The organism is Rhodococcus sp. SJ-2, from assembly GCF_053750035.1.
This window is the reverse complement of the sequence record NZ_JBSMJG010000003.1, coordinates 92,233-113,558: the sequence shown is the minus strand read 5'-3', so window position 1 is coordinate 113,558 and position 21,326 is coordinate 92,233. Positions and strand designations below refer to the sequence as shown.

At 64.3% G+C, this 21,326-nt stretch carries 22 protein-coding genes and 1 pseudogene; 17 read left to right on the top strand and 6 right to left on the bottom strand.

Annotated elements, in window-relative coordinates; all coding sequences use genetic code 11:
* Positions 1–6: 6 nt before the first annotated feature.
* Positions 7–738 carry a hypothetical protein gene (locus ACSYG9_RS28550; protein WP_440127862.1) on the bottom strand — a complete coding sequence of 244 codons (732 nt, stop codon included), beginning with the start codon at positions 736–738 and terminating at the stop codon, positions 7–9.
* 26 nt (positions 739–764) lie between these two features.
* On the bottom strand, positions 765–1,976 hold the full coding sequence (locus ACSYG9_RS28545) for an insoluble domain protein (protein WP_440127863.1): 1,212 nt from the start codon (positions 1,974–1,976) through the stop codon (positions 765–767).
* Positions 1,977–2,275: 299 nt separating this feature from the next.
* Between ACSYG9_RS28545 and ACSYG9_RS28540 the strand changes: the two genes are divergently transcribed.
* The 5 genes from ACSYG9_RS28540 (at position 2,276) to ACSYG9_RS28520 (ending at position 6,356) form a co-directional block, all read left to right on the top strand.
* Positions 2,276–2,728, top strand: a complete 453-nt coding sequence (locus ACSYG9_RS28540) for a helix-turn-helix domain-containing protein (protein WP_440127864.1) — start codon at positions 2,276–2,278, stop codon at positions 2,726–2,728.
* 138 nt (positions 2,729–2,866) lie between these two features.
* Entirely contained in the window at positions 2,867–3,055 is a 189-nt protein-coding gene (locus ACSYG9_RS28535) for a toxin-antitoxin system HicB family antitoxin (RefSeq protein WP_378563764.1), read from the top strand.
* Positions 3,056–3,491: 436 nt separating this feature from the next.
* Entirely contained in the window at positions 3,492–3,713 is a 222-nt protein-coding gene (locus ACSYG9_RS28530; RefSeq protein ID WP_330136906.1) for a hypothetical protein, read from the top strand.
* A gap of 364 nt (positions 3,714–4,077) precedes the next feature.
* Positions 4,078–5,802, top strand: a complete 1,725-nt coding sequence (locus ACSYG9_RS28525; RefSeq protein WP_454843082.1) for a hypothetical protein — start codon at positions 4,078–4,080, stop codon at positions 5,800–5,802.
* A 356-nt stretch (positions 5,803–6,158) separates the two neighbouring features.
* Positions 6,159–6,356 (top strand): hypothetical protein, encoded by a 198-nt coding sequence (locus tag ACSYG9_RS28520; protein WP_440127866.1) that lies wholly within the window; start codon positions 6,159–6,161, stop codon positions 6,354–6,356.
* A gap of 74 nt (positions 6,357–6,430) precedes the next feature.
* Here ACSYG9_RS28520 and ACSYG9_RS28515 read toward each other — a convergent pair.
* Both ACSYG9_RS28515 and ACSYG9_RS28510 read right to left on the bottom strand, forming a co-directional pair.
* Positions 6,431–7,676: pseudogene (locus ACSYG9_RS28515) on the bottom strand (IS30 family transposase).
* 556 nt (positions 7,677–8,232) lie between these two features.
* The gene (locus ACSYG9_RS28510; RefSeq protein ID WP_454843081.1) at positions 8,233–9,093 is read right to left on the bottom strand and encodes an alpha/beta fold hydrolase; all 861 of its coding nucleotides are present in this window, start codon (positions 9,091–9,093) and stop codon (positions 8,233–8,235) included.
* 240 nt (positions 9,094–9,333) lie between these two features.
* Here ACSYG9_RS28510 and ACSYG9_RS28505 point away from each other — a divergent pair, with 240 nt between their 5' ends.
* On the top strand, positions 9,334–9,945 hold the full coding sequence (locus ACSYG9_RS28505) for a TetR family transcriptional regulator (protein WP_440127868.1): 612 nt from the start codon (positions 9,334–9,336) through the stop codon (positions 9,943–9,945).
* Positions 9,946–10,341: 396 nt separating this feature from the next.
* On the opposite strand, the gene ACSYG9_RS28500 is transcribed toward ACSYG9_RS28505, so the two are convergent.
* The gene (locus ACSYG9_RS28500) at positions 10,342–10,680 is read right to left on the bottom strand and encodes a helix-turn-helix domain-containing protein (RefSeq protein ID WP_440127869.1); all 339 of its coding nucleotides are present in this window, start codon (positions 10,678–10,680) and stop codon (positions 10,342–10,344) included.
* Positions 10,677–11,564 carry a replication initiation protein gene (locus ACSYG9_RS28495; protein WP_440127870.1) on the bottom strand — a complete coding sequence of 296 codons (888 nt, stop codon included), beginning with the start codon at positions 11,562–11,564 and terminating at the stop codon, positions 10,677–10,679. Before ACSYG9_RS28495 ends, ACSYG9_RS28500 begins: the two co-directional genes overlap by 4 nt.
* A gap of 238 nt (positions 11,565–11,802) precedes the next feature.
* On the opposite strand from ACSYG9_RS28495, the gene ACSYG9_RS28490 reads away from it, so the two are divergent.
* The 11 genes from ACSYG9_RS28490 to ACSYG9_RS28440 all read left to right on the top strand — a co-directional run bounded on the left by ACSYG9_RS28490 (position 11,803) and on the right by ACSYG9_RS28440 (position 21,223).
* Positions 11,803–12,066, top strand: a complete 264-nt coding sequence (locus tag ACSYG9_RS28490) for a ParB family protein (protein ID WP_440127920.1) — start codon at positions 11,803–11,805, stop codon at positions 12,064–12,066.
* Positions 12,063–12,338: a ParB family protein gene (locus tag ACSYG9_RS28485; RefSeq protein WP_440127871.1), complete on the top strand. Its 276-nt coding sequence runs from the start codon at positions 12,063–12,065 to the stop codon at positions 12,336–12,338. The genes ACSYG9_RS28490 and ACSYG9_RS28485 overlap by 4 nt, the downstream gene beginning before the upstream one ends.
* 533 nt (positions 12,339–12,871) lie before the next feature.
* Positions 12,872–13,441: a GNAT family N-acetyltransferase gene (locus ACSYG9_RS28480; RefSeq protein ID WP_440127872.1), complete on the top strand. Its 570-nt coding sequence runs from the start codon at positions 12,872–12,874 to the stop codon at positions 13,439–13,441.
* A 605-nt stretch (positions 13,442–14,046) separates the two neighbouring features.
* Positions 14,047–14,790, top strand: coding sequence for a DUF2637 domain-containing protein (locus ACSYG9_RS28475; protein ID WP_440127873.1), 744 nt, complete (start codon positions 14,047–14,049; stop codon positions 14,788–14,790).
* Between the two features lie 733 nt (positions 14,791–15,523).
* Positions 15,524–15,715 (top strand): hypothetical protein, encoded by a 192-nt coding sequence (locus tag ACSYG9_RS28470; RefSeq protein WP_440127874.1) that lies wholly within the window; start codon positions 15,524–15,526, stop codon positions 15,713–15,715.
* A gap of 27 nt (positions 15,716–15,742) precedes the next feature.
* Entirely contained in the window at positions 15,743–15,955 is a 213-nt protein-coding gene (locus tag ACSYG9_RS28465; RefSeq protein ID WP_440127875.1) for a hypothetical protein, read from the top strand.
* A 76-nt stretch (positions 15,956–16,031) separates the two neighbouring features.
* Complete coding sequence (locus ACSYG9_RS28460) at positions 16,032–16,985, top strand: DUF3560 domain-containing protein (protein WP_440127876.1); 954 nt, start codon at positions 16,032–16,034, stop codon at positions 16,983–16,985.
* Between the two features lie 62 nt (positions 16,986–17,047).
* Positions 17,048–17,392 carry a hypothetical protein gene (locus ACSYG9_RS28455; RefSeq protein WP_440127877.1) on the top strand — a complete coding sequence of 115 codons (345 nt, stop codon included), beginning with the start codon at positions 17,048–17,050 and terminating at the stop codon, positions 17,390–17,392.
* 193 nt (positions 17,393–17,585) lie between these two features.
* A complete protein-coding gene (locus tag ACSYG9_RS28450; RefSeq protein WP_440127878.1) occupies positions 17,586–18,386 on the top strand; it encodes an AAA family ATPase in 801 nt (266 codons plus the stop codon).
* Positions 18,383–18,706 (top strand): hypothetical protein, encoded by a 324-nt coding sequence (locus ACSYG9_RS28445; protein WP_440127879.1) that lies wholly within the window; start codon positions 18,383–18,385, stop codon positions 18,704–18,706. Before ACSYG9_RS28450 ends, ACSYG9_RS28445 begins: the two co-directional genes overlap by 4 nt.
* A gap of 1,041 nt (positions 18,707–19,747) precedes the next feature.
* The gene (locus tag ACSYG9_RS28440; protein ID WP_440127880.1) at positions 19,748–21,223 is read left to right on the top strand and encodes a ParB N-terminal domain-containing protein; all 1,476 of its coding nucleotides are present in this window, start codon (positions 19,748–19,750) and stop codon (positions 21,221–21,223) included.
* Positions 21,224–21,326 lie beyond the last annotated feature (103 nt).

The following is a 21,326-nucleotide window of genomic DNA, read 5'->3' as shown; positions in this document are numbered from 1 at the left end:
TCCGGACTACCCCCCGACCTCTTCGATGGAGCGGATCAACACACGGCCGTCCTCGGCCGTGGTCGTAGTGATGCGCTGCTTGAACTCGTTGCGGCGATCCGGACGGACCTCGGTGATCTGCGCGCTGTAGGTATCCGGGCCGATCGCAGTCACCTCGAGGCAATGCGTTGTCCCGAGGGGAACGGAGTCGATCCCCTGCTGGATCACCGCAGCACTGGGCAACGATGCATCGGATGCCATCAGCTCCCGTGCTGCGCCGCCGTCCCGCAGCAAGTAGTACCTGTGCTCGAGTGCGGTAATCACGCCCTCGCCGGAGAGCTGGTCGCCTTCCCCCGGCGCGCAGGGATCATCCGCCACAGCAGCAGCAGCAGGCGGCGCAGTCACCGGAGCCGGGCCGACGACATCCGCACCATCGGCGCCGATCAGTGCCGATGCGCCCCAGCCGACCATGCCCACCACCGCCACAGCAGCGATACCGACCCCGCCGTACAGCAGTCCGCGACCGACGGGCGTCCGTGTCCCGGCCTTGGCCGACGGAGCCGATGCAGTCTGGCGAGCAGGGCGGCGGCCACCCTCGACCGCCGGCACCACCCGAGACTCCGATTTACGTGCGCTCGCTCCCCCCGCGGAGGAGAAGCGCTCCCTGGTCGCCGGTGCCGACACCGACGGCCGGACCGTGCGGGTTCGCGGTGCCGTCGCGTCGAGGACACGTGAACCCGGTCGGTTGTTCCGTTTCATCGGTGTGTCTCCCCCTCGACCGTCACTCAGGCGTCGAGCGTCGGTTCGTCGGTGCCCATGCCCAGACCCACGGCCTCGCTGATCAGACGCGATGCCCGGCCCGCCGTTGCGTCGTTGAAGAACGTGTCGAGGCCCTGGTCGACCTGCTCGACGATCTGTTCACCACCCGGTTGTGCCTGCACGAAGTCGCGAACCTGCGAATCGAGTGCCGGAGCGGTCTCGTCAGTGAAGGTCTGCACCGCCTCGACCGCAGCTGCGCCGACGGGGTTTTCCGACCACTGGACCAGCGTGGTGTCGACCTGCTCGGTGATCTGCTCGGACTCGACCTCGGGTACTTCGACCTCGATCGGTGTGGCATCCTCGCCTGCGCCGTAGGCGGTACCGAGGCCGTATCCGGCCAGGCCACCACCGACCGCGCCGAGACCGCCACCGACGGCGCAACCCACACCGAAGCCGATACCCGTCCCGAGGGCGGTTCCCGCCACACCCGAGGTGATCGGCGCAACCCCGGGGACCGGGAGCGGGACCATCGTGCCCAACCCGGCACCGCCGATACCGCCGACCGTGCCCAACGCCAGAGCCGTGGGTACGCCCGCCGCCGCGCATCCGGTCGCGAAACCGAGGCCCGTGCCGACCGCCGTTCCGGCGACCTGCGCGGATGCGAGCTTTTCGGCTTCCTCGGAGTCCATGTTGCCGGTCGACTTGTGGATGTCGGTCACCATCGCCTCGACCACCGCCGTGGTGCGGTTGGTGCGTTCGGCGTCGGGGTCGGAGACCCAGTCCGGCTGATCGAAGATCACGCGGCCGAAACGCATCTTGTTGGCCGGAGCTTGGATAGGCAGCGTTGGCCCGGCGAACACGGCTGGGGCCTGCGGAGTCGGATCTGCGTTCCAGGTGCCACCGCCGGAATCGTCGTCCGAATAGTCGCTGTACTGCGTCATCGAGACGCCGCCGCCGGTCTGCGGGTCGTAGGCGCGGGTACCGCGGTTGTACTCGGCAGGCGGCGCGACCCAGAAGTCCTCGGTCGGCTGCGGCTGCGGTGAGGACGGCGCGGGTGTGGGCTCAGGTGCCGACTGAGGCGGCGTCGAGGTGATACCGGCCTGACCACCGCCGGATTCCGGTGTGGACGTGATTCCGGCTTGTCCCCCGCCGGAGTTGTCGACCGGGGCCGCTGATGCTGTCGGCGCCAGGGCGATCATCAACCCGGCAGCAGCTGGAGCCAGCGTTGCGGTGCTCAAGACCGCGCTCGTTGCCCTCCGGCGGCGATGTGTGCTCACGAAATAGCCCCTCCCGTTTACGCATGGCGCATCGCAAAGCAGCGACGCGCCACGTCCTGTGTCGTGACGCGCCGGGAGAGATGAAGTGGGTCCCCCGACCTTGCCCTTGATGGGCGAGTTGAGCGTACTGATCAACTGCACGTCTGCATTTGTATCATAATACCACCGTACTTTGACATCAAACCTCAAATCCGCATGTCAGGAGGGGTGCAAAGATGGGTGAGTTCCTAGCCCAGAATCAGCCTCACCAGGGAGGGCGATTGTCGAGAAGTACCGTGCGCGGCTTCAGCGGAGCCCGGCTTCGTCGCCTACGTGAAGCACGCGGACTGACCGGTGATGACCTGGCCGACGCCGCCGGGATCTCCGAGGCGACGTTGCGTTCCTGGGAGATCGGGCGCGCCACCCCTACCCCCGCCCTGCTCGGCGCCGTCGCCAAGAAACTGCGTGTGACTATTGGTGACATGCTTGTTCTTCGGTCCGACGAGCTCACTCTCGCTGACCTGCGCACTCTTGCCGGCCTCAATCAGGCCGACGTCGCGGAAAAGCTCGGTGTCGGCACCACCACGCTCACACGCATAGAGAAGGGGCGGCGCGACTACGACCCCGACGTCGCCCGTGAGCTTGCGCGCATCTACAAGGTCAAGGCAGGTGAGCTTCGTGCGGTATGGGATCGCACCCGGCAAATTCGTCTCGACATGCTCGACAAGATCTGAGTCGATGTCACTGTATTGAAGTTAAAACCGTAGAATAGATCCGCGCCACGCCGATGGCGACGGTAACTGACATGAGGGGCTCGGGCCGCTAATCTGATTCAGATTGATTGGACGATCTTGAAGAACGGGGTTCGCGCAATGGCACAGCCACACAAGGGCGACCGCGCCGCGATGACTCTACGTATCCCCGCTGAGCTGCATCAACAGCTCAGCAAGGACGCCGAAAATGCCAAGGTCGCGCTGTCTCAGTACATCGCCGACCTACTCGCACTTCAAGCCGGCAGACCGGACCTCGCTCGCGAAGTCGGGAAGGTGTCTGCCATGTAGGCGCCGCGCCGGGGATGTCCAGACCATTGGAAAAATCCCGTAAAAGCAGAAGGCCCCCTGCCTGCCAGCAGAGGGCCTTCAAAAGAAACCATTGCCCGACCAGTCGCCAAACCACTCGGGCTTTCGTACTTCCTCACCAGAGAAAGCCGTCGTTATGCATATTAGCGAGCTTGGCTCGTGTACTTCAACTTTCGCTTCAGCTACATCCAGCGTGTCGTCCTGTGCGCAACGAGGGGATCTCTCACCTCAACCCGTCGACGAATGGGTCCCAATTCTGCTGTACGACGTCGCAGGAGCTGCGGTAGGACAGGCCTGTGCGTCGCCTTCCACGCACTTGGCAAGGTCGCGGGACGTCGGCGTGTTGCCTACACGTCCGCGAGCTTCGTCGCGCAAGATGGGACCGCATTCATATCTGGTGCTGATACGAGGAGGTCGAATGGGACGCCCAAGCAAAGGCGAGCGTGACTATGTGACGATCCGCGTGCCAAAGGAAATCACACCCGCGCTCGATGCCGCACTCAACGCGCGAGGAGTGACCTCCCGCAGCCAATACCTGGCAGACCTCGTCTGCCATCACCTGGGGCGTGCCGACCTTGCTGTCGAATTGGACCCCAACGACCTCTCCAGCACCTCGCAGGAGGTGATCGACGCGGCATAGAGGCACACTGCCAGAGGGACTAACCAGCCCAACAAAATCCAGTGCCTACTGCCGACATGAGAAAACCCCCGCAGCGACCGGGCTGACGAGGGCTCTCAAGGCGTAGAGGCGGAGTTACCAGCTCCTCCTCAGGTACTGCTATATCCCCGAAGGGACTGTCGTGCCAGACAGGTCTCAGGGTAGCGCATTCCCTGAAACAGCTTCAATCAATGCGCTCCGTGTCGTTGCTAACGACCCGATAAACGAGCCTCATTCAACGCATCTCCTCAGGCACCTGTTCGACATGTGCACACGAGGATGGTCGCCGCGGCCCCGTGTACGCCTCGATGCACAGTGCACTCACGACTACTTGGCGACGGCATCGATGCCTCCAGCAGCACCGAAAGTCCCGTGGGCGATCCATCTGACCGCCGCGGACCTCCGATTCCGCCTACTCGCATTCGACTTCGACAGCGGCCCACATGGTGCCGACGTCGCCGCCATCGACGCACACCGGCTCTGCACGGTGCTCGACGAGCTCGGTGTCGCGCACCTGCACACAGCCTCCGGCCCGGCAGGCGGCCAGCACGTGTGGATCCGACTCTCCGACCCAGGGGCGAGCGCGGACAGCGTACGCACGCTCGCACATGCACTGCGCCAGCACTATCCCAGTCTGGATACCTCCCCGCTGGCCAACCCCGTGACCGGCGCCGTCCGACCCCCCGGCGCTCCCCACCGCAATGGCGGATATTCACTCCCCTACCTGCATGGACCCGCTCTAAGCAACACCCTGAAGCGCATGTCGTCGGGTGCTCCCCACGATGTCGTGGAGTGGCTACTTGCCCGTCACCCCCACACAGAGCTCCCCAAACACCACGATCGCACCCGCACGGTCCGCATCCTCGAGGATCAGGCCGGACCGCACCTGGACCGGCCCCGACGCCCGCTGAGCATCCGCACCCAGGCACTGCTGGGCACAACGCCAACACCCGGCACCGACCGATCGGCTCTCGCACACAGCATCCTGCTCGGCATGGCCAAAGCCGGCCACAGCCTCCTCGACGTCGAAACTGCCGTGGCATCAGCCCCCGGACTTGTTCGGCTCCGCGACGATCACGACCGCGGCTGCGACGACACGGCCCGGCAATGGCAGCGAGCCCTCGACGTCGCGGCCAGGTTCGCACCTTCCCTTGCGGACGAGCGCGCACCGGTAGACGACGAACTCGACCAAGTCGAAGCCGCCGTAATGGCAGATCCGACACGCTGGGCACGCCCAGGAGGTGCCAGCGACGAACGAATCCTCCACGCTTTGATCGTCCTCGCCCGCACCGCCCGTACCCGCACCCTCGACGTCGACGTCCGCAGACTCGCCGAAGCAGCTGCCGTCGCCGCATGCACCGTCTCCCGTCGCCTCCGCATCCTTGCGGGGGAACAGTGGGTCACCAGAATTCACGCAGGATCGGGTACCCGCGCATCGACCTGGGAGCTGAATCTCCCCTCTATAGGTGCAACACAAGGGGAACCCGCCCCCGCCCCTCGACCCGGAACATCGCATGCACTACTGGCCCATCACACCCATGATGTCTGGACGCACAGAATAGGTCTTGGTGGTGTCGTTGCACGCATTCACTGGGCAACTCTCCAATTCGGAAAACCAATCATTTCCGTCCACCGCAGAACAACACTGGCTTTCTTTGTATCAGCAGCCACTGGATACACCAGCGAAACCGTCATCCGAACCCTCTACAAGCTGCGCGACCTACAACTTCTACCCACATCGGCAATGACGTCGACCGAGCAAATGGACCGCACTGCTCACTCACGTGGCGTGATAGGTACAGCAGCCACCAGAACCCACCGACACCTAATCGACCGGGAACTACACCGCTGGTGGACTGAAGAACTTGAATGGCGCAGCCGACGCGGAAAGAAGCGCGGCGTCCGAGCCACTCCCTCCGGCACCCTCGCTCTTCCCATCGCGGCCCCCGCGCGAGCACGTTACGGACGATTCCCCACAGGTGGCGACGGCCGCGCCGACTATCGAACTGCGCGCGATGCCGTGGTCACGTCGTTGGCCTACCTCCCTTACCCGCATTCAGCAGCAGCGTGAGTCGCATCAGGATGCGGCGAACTGAGCGTCACCGCTGGACCAGGGGGTGCCGTAGTAATTGAGAAGGATCGGCCGGAATGCACGCAAGGAGCAGATATCACCATGCGACACCGCAACCGCCGCCATCGAACTCATCGAACAGACCTATCCATCCGGGCCGCCGCCGAACGACTCGGCGTATTCAAAGACAAGGTGCACCGCTGGACCATGCCCTACCGTGGCACCCTCTCCTCATTCCTGAACCCCGAACAACACCACGCCCCAACCCCCGAATCCGAACACCAGTGGATATGCTGCGCACTTCAACCGGCGAACACGACAAATCGCCAACACCCAACACCGAAGGATCCACTGACATGCGCAAGCTACTGGTGGTCGCCGCCGCGACCGCGACACTCGGCCTCGGCATCCCCGCAACCGCTGCTGCCGCACCGCCCGAGGGTCCGTGGCCCATCCCCTCGGGACCCTGCGATTACATCGGCCCCAATTCCTGGGAATGCCTCCTGGTAACCCTGCTCAGCACCGGGTCCGCTGGCAGCGGTTCGGCAAGCTAAACCCTCTAGCGCACAGCAATGGCGCCCCAGCTCAGGGGGGGCGGATTCCAGGGGTCGTCGCAACACCAAGCGAACTAGACAAGTTCTAACAGACGCTCGGCTGGGGTATCCCAGCCGAGCGTCTTGCGTGGGCGGCTATTGAGCTTCTGCGCGACGTGCTCGAGGTCTTCGAGGCCGTGGATAGATAGGTCCGTGCCCTTGGGGAAGTACTGGCGCAGCAGACCATTGGTATTCTCGTTCGATCCTCGCTGCCAGGGTGACGCGGGATCGCAGAAGTAGACCGGGACACCGGTGGCCACTCGGAACGCCTTGTGCGCAGCCATCTCTGCACCCTGATCCCAGGTCAGCGAGCCGCGCAGATGCTCGGGCAGCGTGCCGATCAGAGTAACGAGGACGTCGCGGACGGCTTCGGCCGTGTGTTCGCCGGGAAGATGCCCGAGCATGACGTAACGTGTGGACCGTTCGACGAGGGTGACGATCGCTGTCTTGTTGCCCGCGCCGAGCACCAAATCGCCCTCCCAATGCCCTGGGACAGCACGGTCCTCAACTTCCGCCGGGCGTTCGCTGATCATCACCATCGGATCAACGAACCGGCTGGTGCGTTGCTCAGGCGAGCGATGCGGCTTACGGCGGGCTCGGCCGGTGCGCAACGCGTCAGCGACCTCACGTTTCAGCCCGCCGCGAGCCTGGACGTAGATCGCCTGGTAGATCGTCTCCGTGCTCACCTGCATACTCTCGTCATCCGCGAAATCTCGCGACAGGACGCCGCTGATCTGCTCCGGAGACCATTGTTCCCTCAACCGGTCCGACACGTAGTCCCGCAGCCGCCCGGACTGGGCAAGTTTCGCCGGCTTCGGGCGCATCCGTTTCGTGGCGGCGTCGCGATGAGCACCATGCGGCAGATAGACGCCGTCCGTCGAGCGCGTGTCGATCTCGCGTTTGATCGTCGATGCCGATCGTCCCAGTTTTCGGCCGATCGCCCGTAATGACCAGCCGAGCCGCTTGAGATCAGCGATCGTCTCTCGTTCTTGAAGTGACAGCAGCCGCGATCCGACTTGCTCCGGAACCGTCGACGGTGGACTCGTCATGGATCTCATCGTCGTCGTGTTGGTGGTGTAGTCCACAAACGTTCCGTCGGGATAGAGCCGACCGCGTTTCAGTCGTCGGACTCCACGGTCCCAGTCCCTGGCCGTCCGGATGTTGATTCCTACACGTTCTGCCGCGGCCTTCCTGGTCAGGCCCTCCCTGCGTAACGACAGGAATTCGGCTTTGCGAGGGTCCTCGGTTCGCCTCGAAGAGACGCCAGCTGCACGCGCCCACGCGTACGCGGTATTGCGATTGATACCCAGGTCTCGCGCTGCTGGAGTGACGCTCTTGACCACATCGAGTAGGGCGAGGAACTCCTCGCGTTTGTCTGTAAACGACACGGTGGTCGCAACCTCCCGAAACTCGGGGTGTTGCGACCACCGTTAGAACCCGCCGGGAGAAGCATGGGGCGCCATTGCTGTTGGAGCTACGAACCGATAACCATCTGAACTGCGGGTTCTGAGTCACCTCGAACCCTGCACTGAACGCCGATCCGTCATGACCCGATGCTTCATCACGGGCGCGAACATCGGCAAGAACGTTGGCACTCGAGGCGTACGTGTACGGCGGTACACCCACCACCAGGTCCTTGGTGATACCGACTCACTTTGCCGTATCCGCCCGATCTTTCTCGAATAGCGGTCTCTGCCAGTCCGGTCGCGCTCGTGCGTGCCGGCGCGATGTTCCACCAGGGCAAGCTCCTCGAACGACCCGGCGACATCACCCCGCACAACCGCCACCGGACACGCCGACGTCCGAGATCGCCTGACGGACCCCACTCCTGGATCGCTTACCCTATTTGAGCCTCGTCACCAGTTGGTCCGAGCGTCCAATGAGCCTCCAGCGCGTCGATGAGTTCGGGCGCCCGCTCGTCCGGGAAGAACAACCGGGCCCCCGGAACCTCGACGACACCGGTGGCGCCAGGAATGAGATCGACGAGCCAGTCGGCCCAAGAGCGGCGGAAGAAGATGTCGCCAGTGCCCCACACAATGGCAGTGGGCACCTCACACGCGCTGAGGAGAGGACGGATCGACGCGAGCTCTTCAGGTTTCATCGACGACAGCAGAGCCGTCATGAAGCGGCGCCCCTCGCGGCTGCCCAAGGTCGGTGCCAGGTAGCCGATGATGACGTCGTCGGGGACAGCAGAGACGTTTTGATAGCCGGTGCGGTAGATCTGCTTGGCGAGCGTGGGCATCCTGGCCAGCGGGGCGCCCGCGCGCAACAAGTGAGCCTTGGCTGCCCAGACGGCAGGCCGCAGTGCGAGGGGCGGGAAGTTGCCTTCGGTGTCGCAGTTGGTGAGGGCGAACGAGGCGAACCGCTCGGGGTTGCGGGTCAGCACGACCTGAGCGACGGCGCCGCCGGTGTCGTTGCCCACCAGGTGAATGTCGTGCAAGTCCAGCTCGCGGATGACCGTGTCGACAGCGTCGGCAAGCCCCCACACCGACGGCTCCCCCACAGGGGGTGTGTGCCCGTGGCCGGGCAGATCGATACTGATGCAACGACGGCGGTCGGACAGCAGTTGCACGCAGTTGCGCCAGAGCCTGCCGTTGGTGAGCACCCCGTGCACGAACAGCGTGACCGGGCCCTCTCCCACGTCGGTGAAGCTGATGCCCCCGGCGGTGCGGCGATGGGCTGCGAACTCGTCGGTCACGAACTACTCCTCGTCTGTCTGTCCAGGCCATGGCGGGAGTGCCAGCGGCGCGCGCGGACCGACAGTCGCCATCCGCTCGAAGACACTGTGTGCGAATACGACCGGTTGCCCGTCCTCGTCGTGTTGCCGCGTCGGCATGCTCGACTGGGCCATTTCCTTCGTCGTTCCCATAGCTCAGCCCCTCCGCTCACAGAGTATGACTCTGTAACCGATCCATGGTCCGCGAGTATTCTCGGCTCCATGAGCTCCGTCAAGCCCCGCCGCCGTGACATCAGTGCTGCGCTCACCAAGAAGGCTGTGCTCGATGCCGCACGGCACCTGTTTGTCACCAAAGGATTTGACGACACCTCCATTGACGAAATCGCCCGTGCTTCGGAATCGAGTAACGGCGCGGTCTACCACCACTTTCGCGACAAACAGGAGATCTTCGCCGAGTTGTTCCGAGTCAGTCAGACAGCGATCCTGGAAGCCACCATCGCTGCGATGCCGCCAGAGAGCGGCGGCTGGGAGCGCGTCGAGCAGGCCACCCGCGCGTTCTTCGAGAGCTACGTTGTCGATGACGAAGCCCGAGCGCTACTCGCCCAGGCCATCAACGTCCTCGGCTGGAGCCGCGTCCGCGAGTTCGACGAGGGCATGGCGATACCTCTGATTCGGGCCATGCTCGACGAGGCCATCCAGACGGGCGAGGCGAAGCCTGTCCCGGCTGCAGCCGCCTCGTTCATTCTGTTCAGCGTCTACTGCAACGCGGTGCTATTCGTCACGACCGACCAAGAACCCGAACGTGCAGCCCAGGAGGCCTCGACAGTCCTCACCGCACTTCTGTCGGGTATGCGCGTCAGCCACAGCGGATGAGCTGACACCGGGGTGTAGCCGTCCCCAGCACGCCGGCGTCCATGGTCGCCGGACGGACCGATCCACAGGATTTGACTACTTCTCCATGGCCGGTGACGAACCGCCCTCAACCCAACCGAATACCGACTACTCGAACAACGGTCTCTACCCAGTCGGCCACCCCACCTGGGCAGGATCCGAATACGCTTGAAGGGGTTTTGGTAGCAGCGGCGACAAATCGGCGGATTACAAGATCGGATCTCCCACAGCCACCGCCGGCCGAGATCAACACTGGCCGCTCGATCTGTGCGTATTCGCTCTTGTTCCGCCGTTCCTACCGGTGCCCCAGGAACCCCAGCGGTCCGTAAACTCGCTGGCAACCCAGCTCCGCTGTAGGCCTGTTTCAGATGCGGTCTGCTACGGCTGATTCGGGACCTTTGCACCGGTCAGTCCACTTCCGTGAAACTCGCCGACGCCACGAGCAGGAGCTTTTGTCTCCTTGAGCTTGCGGGCATCATGCAGAATCCGGCCCACCGCGCCGGTCGAAATACCCATCTCCTCGGCGATCTCGCGGTACTTCATCCCCTGCTCACGCAGGCCCACCACCCGCTTGCGACGGACTTCCGCGCGCTCGAGAAATTCGTCCCGAGGCTCAGCGATCAGACGGCGTGCAGTGCGCTCCGAAGAGCCAAGCCGCTGCGCCAGCTCCTTCGCTGTGATCGATCGACGTTGTTTTGCCTGCGCACCGCCGCTCATCGCGCGTACTCCAATGCTGTAGCCAAATCGAACTTGGTGGCCCGCTTCCTATTCGCTTCTCGCTTCGCGGAGCTCATAACCTTGCCACCCTTGCTGCCACGCGCAGCCTGACGAGCTCGGAACGTTCCCTCATCGAAATTACGCCAGATCCACTTACCGATGGAGTACGCAGTGGCACGGACCTCGACGAACGGCAGCGGGTCGGCGAACTCGCTGTTGATGCCGTGACAGCGCTGAAGCACCAGCTGGAGCCACTGGTCAACGGAGCCATGACGGTGGTTCCACCACTGGGGGTACGCCCACTTACGTGCCGTGTCGAACATCGTCACATTGCGACCCAGACCCACCGATCGGTCCGGCCGCCGCGGCGCCTGACGAGGTGTGTAGATAGTCGCCAAATCCCGCAATGAGTACGGGTCCGAGGGGCCGTAGATGGTCTCCCACCCGGGGTGGATCGGATTTTTGGTCAGCTGCCCGCCATAGGAAAAATCCCCATCGACGGAGATGCACAGACCTCGCTCGATGCGATGCGCATAGCGCAGCGGAGTCAAACGCGCCGAATCAGTGCGACAGACCCTATGGTCGCCGAGCCACCAACCCAAGTGCGCCCGCCCGGAAGGCGACTGGGCTACCCAGCTCGGCGCCGGATGATCCGAAGGCTTCTCGAACGCGCGCATAGCCGCATCCGGATGGTCGCAGTCGATGACGATCGATCCGAGCAACGCGTGAGGAGAATGCTGGATATAGCGCATCATCAGCGCCTGGTCGCGGCTCATCCGGTACTGACCGTGCTCGAGTTCATTCGTCGCGAACGGCCGGTGCGGCAGTAGCACCTCGTTTCCCCACTGCTCGTCACTGAGAAGCGACGCCCCCACGGTTTCCATGCTGAGTACTGTGCACTATCAAGATCTACTGTTCGGGTAGGACACGCCGAGCCATATACGGAACTTATTCGGGTAGGTCATGCCAAGCCATATCAGGTATCCGCCCAGACCTCCTTCCCTGAGCCGTGGAACGTGCCCCTCGCAACAAGGTCTTCTCGCTCAGTCGGTGCGCGTCACCAGGCACTGACTGAGCGAGACAAGAACACCGCGTGCCGAAGTTACGATGGGCACTGTGACCATGAAAAAGCGCATGGCCTTCGACATCACCGAAGACGATGCTGATCGGGTACGCGCCGCATACGTCGGCACCCGCGGCACCCTGCCACCAGCCACACTCAGCGAGTTCATCACCGAACTACTACTCGAAGGCGCCTACCGCCTCGAACAAGCCCACAACGACGGCCGGCCCTGGCGCACCCCCACCCGAGGCGAGCTCAAATCCCTCTCCCAGACCGGCGTCGGCCGCAACGCGCCGACATCTCGGCACCGAGCCTCCGAATGACCCAGGATCCCTCTGGACCCAAGAATCCGCGCACCCCACGGCCCAAACTCGGCTTCCACACCGACCAGGCCGAACGCATCCGCGCCGCCTACCTCGGCACCCGCCCACACCTTCCAGCGAGCACCTTCGGAGAATTCCTCGAAGCAGCAGTCCTCGAGAAGATCGAACGCCTCGAAGCCGAGCACCACGACGGCAAGTCATGGGAAACCCCCGCCGAAGGCGAGATCAAGTCCACGTCCCAAACCGGAGTCGGCCGCTGGCACCGAGAGTGACCACTCTCGTCATCACTGCTGCAGCGAGAATCCCGTGCTGTGTCCCGAGACCTCTGGCCTCTCACACTTCACTACGATCAGGGGCCTATGAATGAGAACGACTCGCAAGAATCCGGAGACCAGCACGAGACCCACTCCGGACCACCTGCGAGAACGGCGAGAACCGCAGTGCGACCCCATCGATACGCACCCCAGCAATCCTGCGCGGCGTACTCATCGCTGCTGCCGGCTTCCTATTCCCGCAAGATCTAACTGTCCAGGCCGGCGTCCCACTCCCCCTCACAATCACATTTCCGAGCGTCGTGAATGCGACCGCGATTCTCGGTGACACAGTCGCGCTCACGCACCGACGCCGGCGCCCGTCCACACCCTCGGACGGCTCGCCGTGATACTCACCGCCGTGAGCTGAACTTCGGAACCTGAGAACGACAATCGCTTTTTCGGCTGGGAAGCGAATACGTCAGCCGACCTACACTCGCATGCGGACGCGGACACTCGCTCGCGCTGCCACGGACGTCACAGGAGGTCGCTGCATGAGCCACCGCGTACGCCCCACCGTGCCTTCAGATCTGGATTCCGCAGCGAGGGTCCTCGCTGCAGCGTTCGACAGGTACCCGTGGACGCGATGGGCTCTGCCCGAGGACCGATACGCAGAGCGTCTCGAAGAGATTCAGCGTCTCTACCTCGGCCACGCGCTCGACCACGGCATCGTGCTCGTGGACGACCAGGTGCGCGCGGTAGCGGCATTCCTTCCCCCGGACACTCCCGCACCCGCCGAGCAGATCCAACAGCGGATAGTCGAGCTGCACGGATCACGCCTCGCTGCGCTCTCAGCCCTGCCCCGACCCGATCCGCCTGCAGGATGCTGGACGCTCGAGACAGTCGGGGTCGATCCAGCCCATCAAGGATCGGGGCTGGGGACAGCGGTGACGGCGGAAGGTCTCGCGATACTGGACCAACAGGGAGCCCCCGCCGCTCTCGAAACCTCGGACAAGCGAAATGTCCGCCTGTACCAACGGCTCGGATTCGCCACCGCCGCGACGACGACGATCCCGGACGGCCCCATCGTGTACTCAATGACCCGCAACCCGCAGTCCCGGTAGGCGCTCCTCACCAAACACCCAGAGGGATTGCCAGCGGGGTCACGTAGCGTCCTCCGGTGTCGACGTCGCATCCGCGCCTGGGACCGGTCGAGTGGGGTGACCCTGGCCACCGACATAGGCCAACGGAGCCTCCTGAGTTGTCGGGATTCTCACCGGTCGCAGCATCCTGACAATCGGCATCCCAGCACGTTGCGGACTTCTCACAGCCGCCCCGACAGCCTTGCCACCCGTGAGACTGTCGTAGACCCGCCATGTCGAGCACTGCCGGAATGGGTCTCACGCTCGGAACGTGAGAGCACCACCCGTCGCAGTGAAAACATCCGACTGACCAGGTCGCATCACGCACCGGCCAGGGGCTCAGCTGCATCATCCGTCACTCTCGCGGAACGTCGCACCGACCAGACGACGAATCCCGCGTGAGAATCGCGCCGCGACCAGCGACTCTCATCCGAGACAAGAAAACTTCGCGTTTCATAGTTCCCATTGTTATTATGGGAACTATGAAACCGATGCGACGCATGAGACCCCTCAAAGCGGTGCGGCAACGGCGCCACGAATCGCGCGCCGAGAAAACCTCCCTCGCTGCGAGCCCAGCAACATCGAGCGTGAGCACCCCCATGTGGATCGGCTCGGTCGCCATCACCGTGGGAATCGCCGCAGCATCATTCATTCTCAGCTTCATCGCGCTACGAGACCTGTCGATCCAGGCCGGCCAACCGCGAGAAATCGCCTTCCTGTTCCCCGTCATCATCGACGGGACGATCCTGCAAGCGACGATGGGAGTGGTCACCCGCCGCCACGACCGCCAAGCCCGCCGATTCTTCTGGAAGATCCTGATCGGAGCCGCCGCCGTGTCGATCGCAGGCAACGCCATCCACGCCGTTCTCACCCACGCACCCGGATTCAATGTCGTCCTCGCCGCCGTGATCGCAGCCCTCCCACCGATCTCCCTTCTCGCGTCCACCCACGCTCTGACCAAGCTCGGCCGCCACGCCACTCTCGAAACCGAGACCAAGGCAGAGGCCACCAAGGAGTCGAAGAGCGCCGCGGACAACCTCACACCGCCACCAAGCTCCGCTCCGCACCCCGTCACTGAGCCCGGCGCCCGCACCATCGCGCACCAGCTCGAAGTCCCCCTCACCCACCTGGCAGACACCTCCGGGAGCACCGTCTCGGACACCACCGCAATGCCGAACTTCGGCTCTCACGAAGAACGCCGAGAATGGGCACTCGCCCGCCGCAAAGCCGGAGTCGACGTGCCGGTCATCGCTCAGGAAGTCGACCGTTCCATCGCCACCGTCTACCGCTGGCTCTCAGAAGCCCCGGAAGTCGAACACACCGCAGCATGACCTGAAAACCCAGCACAGCAGGCCATTCACCAAAAAAACACCTCAAAATCTCTTTTAAAGCACCACAACACCACCACAACAGGTGCAAATAAAGTGAGTATCAGGTGATTGGCAACCGCATCGTCACTCCCCCTCGGCGCATCGAACCCGGAATCGCCCCCGGTTCGGTGCGCCGAGTCATGTCTGCAAGGAGGTAACCGGGGGCGATCCGCCCCCGGACCCCCCTCCGGTCGGCACCGGCATCAACGCAGACCCCGGTCCAGGATCTTTTCGCATTCGGATGTGGGCCTCCCTGGCCTCGGGGCCGGTAAACGTATGCTCCCGCGGCCGACGGACGGTGCCCCCTCACCCTGGCCAGGAGCGTGCCCCGGCCCGTCTGCCGACAGCGGCGGTCTACCGATCCCAGGGGCTCCGCCCCCGGACCCCCGACCTCACTCCCAAGGTCCCCGCTTCCCGCGTGCCCCTCGCCCGGACGCCGTACACGGCCCTACCGGACCCGCCGACCACCACGCAAGGGACAACCCACCCTTGCCCGGCGGCCCCCGCGCCCGGTTCACCAGGCCACGCCGACCGACCGAGGAACCCGCTCCCACCTCAACCCCACACCACCCCCCGACGCACCACAAAACCCCCGGTCAAAGCCTTAATGCACTGTGACCACCATCACCAAAAAGAACCAAAAAAGCACCTAATTAACATCGAAAAAGCACCAAAACAGATGTAAAATTGAGTCATGAGCAACGCAGAGATCACCGCCAAACTCCGCAACGTCGCCCGCGACGTCGACGACCTGCTCGCCAACATCTCGACCGGAAAAGACATCGCGGTCGTCCTCGCCGAATCCCACGAGGCCAAGAATGCCGCCCGCGCCGCAGGCATGACCGAAGACGAAATCAGCGCCGCATTCCAGTCCGGCCTGAGCTGACACCCCCCCACCAAGGAGCCACACGCGATGAACAACACCACCCGTCAGACGATCGGCCTCACCCAGCCGTACTGCGACTACAACGGCTGCATCGCCGAGCCGACCCACACCGACGGCGAATTCGTCATGTGCCCCCGCCATGAAGAAACCGCCTACTCGACAAGCACCTACTGGCGACCCATCACCCGCATGGCCGCGCAAACCGGCGACCTCTGGCCGTACTACATCGCCGAGTACTGACCACACCCCAAGCCCAGGTGGGGAGCCTCACCACAGGCTCCCCACCCCCCACCACCGACCGATAGGAAACACCCGAATGCTCGCCATCACCCATGCCCCCGCCGACGGAACCACCATCGACGGCACCAGCAAAGGCGACGGCACCGCCGCCATCCTCAAAGCAGCAGGCTGGAAATGGGGCCGCAGCATCACCGCGTGGTACCTACCGTTCAGCCGCGACCGCGCACCCCAGCTTGCCCGCATCGACCGCACCGTCGACGCGCTGCGCGCCGCCGGATACGACGTCGAAACCGACATCGACACCACATTCCGCGACGCCGCCGACGCACACCGCGACCGAGACGCCCGACTCACCGACCGCGCCGACGCCCTCGCCACCAAAGCCGACCGCAAAGCCGGTGCCGCCAACGCCGCCTACGCCCGCCACGACCGCGCCTGTGACTCCCTGCCCCCCGGAGGCGAACCCGTGAAAATCGGACATCACAGCGAAACCAGACATCGCCGAGCACTCGACCGCGCCCACATCACAGCCCGCGCAGCCCGCGACGCCGACGCCCTCGCTGCCGAAACCACTCGCCGCGCCGCAGCCGCTGCCCGCAGCACCGAGCACCGCTACAACCCCGCAGTAATCCACCGCCGCCTCGAACGACAATCCGCCGAACTGCGCAGCATCGACCGCCAACTCACCACATACGAACAGACCCACCACAGCGACACCGACAACCCCGCTCGAGCCCGCCACATCGAACAACTCCAACTCAACAAAGCCGAGCTCGAATCCGACATCGAATACTGGACCGCAGTCCGCGCCGAACAAGACGCCCAAGACGGCCCCAAGCTCTACAGCCGCACCGACCTACGCCCCGGCTACTACATCTGCTGCCACAACTCCTGGTACCGAGTCCGCCGAGTCAACGCAAAAACCGTCACCGTCGACACCGACCCCGGCTGGAACGACAAAATCCCCTACGACAAGATCACCGACGCCCGCGCCGAAGACGCCAAAACCACCATCCGACCAGGCCAATAACCCCACCCCCTCGGCGGCCGCGACCCGATCGCGGCCGCCGAGGGCTTCGCCGCGAGGACCCCATGACCACCGAATCCCTGTTCGCCGTATGCATCCTGCCCGGCTGCACACAACCAGTCGCCGACGAGCTCACCCCCTGCCAGACCTGCCGAACCCTCTTCGGCCCCATGCTGCAGGAAACCGACCGCCCCCGAACCCTCACCCACGCCGACATCGAAGCCCGAGACAACCACGTCCGCGCCATCTACCGCGCCCGCCGCCTGCACACCCCCGCCACCCAGACCACCGACACCGAACCCACCACCACCCGCCGCGCCAACCAATGGTGTTGGATATGTGAACAGCGCCGCATCTGCACCCAGACCCCGCAAAGGTGGGAATGGCGCGACTGCCTCCAGATCACCTAACCCCCACCCAGCCTCACGCCGGCGGTGGCCAACGGCCAGGGCATCGAGCCCTGGCCGTCGGCATTCCATCTGGTCACCAACACCTAAACCGCACCGAAACAACATGAAATAAGCACCAAATCCGCTAAACGCACGAAAACAGCACCTGATACGAACCAGAAGTGATGTATTCTTGCACCAAGAAAGGACGGCTATGAGCTCACAGATCATCCTGCTCACCAACGAAAAAGGCGGCGTAGGCAAAACCACCACCGTGCTGAACCTCGGTGAAGCCCTCGCCCGAGCCGGAAAAACCGTGCTCCTGGTCGACCTGGACCCCTCCGGCAACCTCACCCTCACCGTCACCAAGACGCAACCCGGTCGCCGGGACGACGCGACGGTGACCGTCGACCACATCATCGAGCTGCACGCCGATCGACGCCAGTCTGCCTCCGACGCCGTCATCAAGGACATCCGCGGCGGAATGGACTTGATCGCCGCACCCAAGAACCCCGCCGACCTGATCAGCGCGGAAAAGAACATCTCGAACGATCCCCTCGAAGGCCCGCACATCCTGCGCGAAGCGCTCGAATCGATCCGTGAGCGTTACGACTACATTCTCGTCGACTGCTCCCCCACCCGAAACGCCCTCGAACTGTGCGCGCTCGTAGCAGCCGATCAGCTCGTTGTGATCAACGAACCCACACAGTTCAGCGTCGACGCGATGCAGAGAGTCACCGCATACGCGCAGCGCATCAAAAAACGCAGCAACTCCGGTCTGTGGGTGCGCGGAGCGATCTTCAACATGTACAAGACCAATACCAAGCTTGCCCAGAAGTGGACCACCGACCTCGCCGAGGCCGGCATCCCCATCCTGGCCACCATCGGCTACCGAGAAGCAATCAAAGCAGCCATCGAAGCGGGAATTGCCCTGGCCGAGACCAAAGACGGCTGGCGTCACGCACTGGTCTACGACGAGCTCGCCGCCACCATCACGCAAAGGAAGAAGTCATGAGCGAGATCCGCAGCATGTTCGACGCCGACGAACCCGACGAGGACACCACCGCTGCCGCCCGGACGCCCAAGAAGCTCGTACAGCAGCCCAGCCTGGTTCGACGCACCTTCACTCTCGCCGAATCCGTCATCGATGCAGCGACCAATGCCCAGAAAACCCTGCGAGGCGCCTACCCCGGATCGCACCGCAGCATCAACAGCTACATCGAAGAAGCCATCGCCGAATACACCGCCAACCTCGAACGCGAGTACAACGACGGCCAACCCTTCCCCGATGTCGAGAAGATCCGCCGCCGCAAGGCCCAGGACTCCGACGACTGACCGGTCAACGCCACCACCGTTGAAGGCCCCGACTTGTTCGGGGCCTTCGGTCTATGCAGGCCCGCCCGACCTCAGACGCCGGACCACTGATCCCCAGGGGCTCCACCCCAGGACCCCCGACCTCACTCCCAAGGTTCCGGCTTCCCGCGTGCCCCTCACCCGGACGCCGCACACGGCCCTACCGGACCCGCCGACCACCACGCAAGGGACAACCCACCCTTGCCCGGCGGCCGCCGCGCCCGGTTCACCAGGCCACGCCGACCGACCGAGGAACCCGCTCCCGCCACACCCCCACACCACCGCCGAGAAACAACAAAACCCCAGTTCAAAGCCCTAAAGCGCTGTAACCACCATCGCTAAAAACACCAAAAAAATATCTATTTAACATCGAAAAAACATCAAAATAGATGTGAACTTGAGGCATGCACAGTGATGCGCATCAACCATCGGGCCTTACACTCGACGTCTACCGCACCTCCAAGTACGGCGACTGCACCAATGGGGGAGTCAGCGCCACGCACGGCGACCTACTTCTGGTCGGCATCCTCGACGAACGCCGCACCTTCACCGCCACGGCGGACGTCCTGCCCGCCGAATACACCCCCGCACGGCACCCGTCGCCACTTCCTCGACGGAGAAGGCCCGACCCGCCCCCACGGTCGCGCTACAGATCCGCGCCCGCAGCTTCTTCGCGAACGAGAACTACGCCGCACTGGTCCCGGTCGAATGGGACGACGAGACCAACTGCTACCGCCGCACACACTCGTGGGTGATGTTCGGCGGCAACTACGTCGACACCTCCAACACTCGACTCCCCGAGCTCGCCGCCCACTTTCTCCACTATCGGGCCAGCGTCCTTCCCATCCACGACCGCGTAGAACGCTGAACCCCCCGGCCCCGCCCCTAGGCGGGGCCGGAGTTCATTCAGGCGAAAGTCCCCACGTCAACTGCCGAACGGGGTGAAGCAAGTCACCAAAAAATATCCAATAAGGCATCAAAAAAACATCGAAAAAGCACCAAAACAGATGTAAACTTGGTGACATGAACAAGAACGGAACGGTCCCGCAGTTCGGCACCGTCAACCCCGCCGCCCTGCTCACCGACGCCAACATCCGCCACAACCTGCACCTGACCGACGACTTCCGCGAATCCATCGCCGAACAAGGGGTCCTGACTCCCATCACCGTCTGCCGCACCGCCACCGGAGCGCTGCGCGTACTTACCGGGCACCGCCGCACCGCCGCCGCCCTCGACGCCGGACTGACCCAGATCCCCGCCATGATCGTCGGCGGCGAACAGGACGGCACCGAGGCCACCGTTGACCGCCTGGTGACCCAATGGAGCGAGAACGAACACCGCGCCGCCATCACCACCGGCGAGCGCCTGGCACTGTTCGAGACCCTGGCCGACCACGGACTCGACTCCGCAAAGATCACCCGCCGCACCAAGGCCCGCCGCGCAGAGGTCGACGCCGCCCTGACCCTGCGAGGCACCGAGCAGCGCGACGCCGTACAGCGTGGAGAGCTGACCATCGAGCAGGCCGCAGCCATCGCCGAGTTCAGCGACGACCCCGCCGCTGTCGGCCGCATCGAATGGGCCATCCGAAGCAGGCGACTCGACCACGCACTCGCTGCCGAACGCCTGCGCCGGACCGAACGCACCGAAGCCCTCGCCCGCGCCGCCACAGCCCTCGCCGAGACCGGCATCGACGCCGTCGCAATGGGATCGATGCACGAATGGATCGACGAGGCCAACAGCGCCACGATCGAGCGCGTCACCGACGTCGACGGCAACACCCCCACAATCGAAGAAGTCGCCGCCGCAGGACACCTCGGCCTCTACGTCGACAGTCGGAGCGCCTGCTACCACCGGGAGACCGGCGAGGAAGTCGACGAGGACGATCTCGTGGACGAGCTCCCCGCCGAGGATCAACGCGAAGAATGGATGATCCCCCGCGAACAGGTCATCGAGACCGAGGAAACCATCCACTACTGGCATGTCATCCGCTGCGCAGACTCCCCGTGGCACACCTACTGGGGTAACCGCACCGCTATCCCCGCCGCCGGTGAAGTCGACGCCGAGACCCGCGCCACCCAGCGCCGCGAGGTGATCGAGAACAACCGAGCATGGCGCGCTGCGACCGAAGTCCGCCGGACCTGGCTCGCCCAGCAGAGCACCCGTAAGACCGCCCCCAAGGGCACCGCCGCGTTCGTGGCCACGGCACTGGTGAAATGGCCGCAGATCCCCTCCGCATATCACGCCCGCGCACTGACCGAACAGATGATTCCCGCTGCGGACGCCCTCGCCAAACTCGCCACCGCGCCCGACGCCCGCGCCCTGGTCCTGCTCCGCGCCCGACTCCTGATCGCCCTCGAATCCCAGGTCAACGCCGACCACTGGCGCACGCCCACCGACTTCGCGCAGTTCTACCTGCGCGCCGTCGCAGACCAGGGCTACACACTCTCCGACATCGAACGCCGCGCCGCTGGACTCAAGCCGTTGGCCGACGAGCAGTAGACCACCGTCCCGGCGGGCCGCTCCGTGCCGCCCGCCGGGACCCCCGGCCCGGGCAGTAGCCGCCGACCGGGGCATCGAGCCCAGGCCAGCGGCCCCTCCCGCA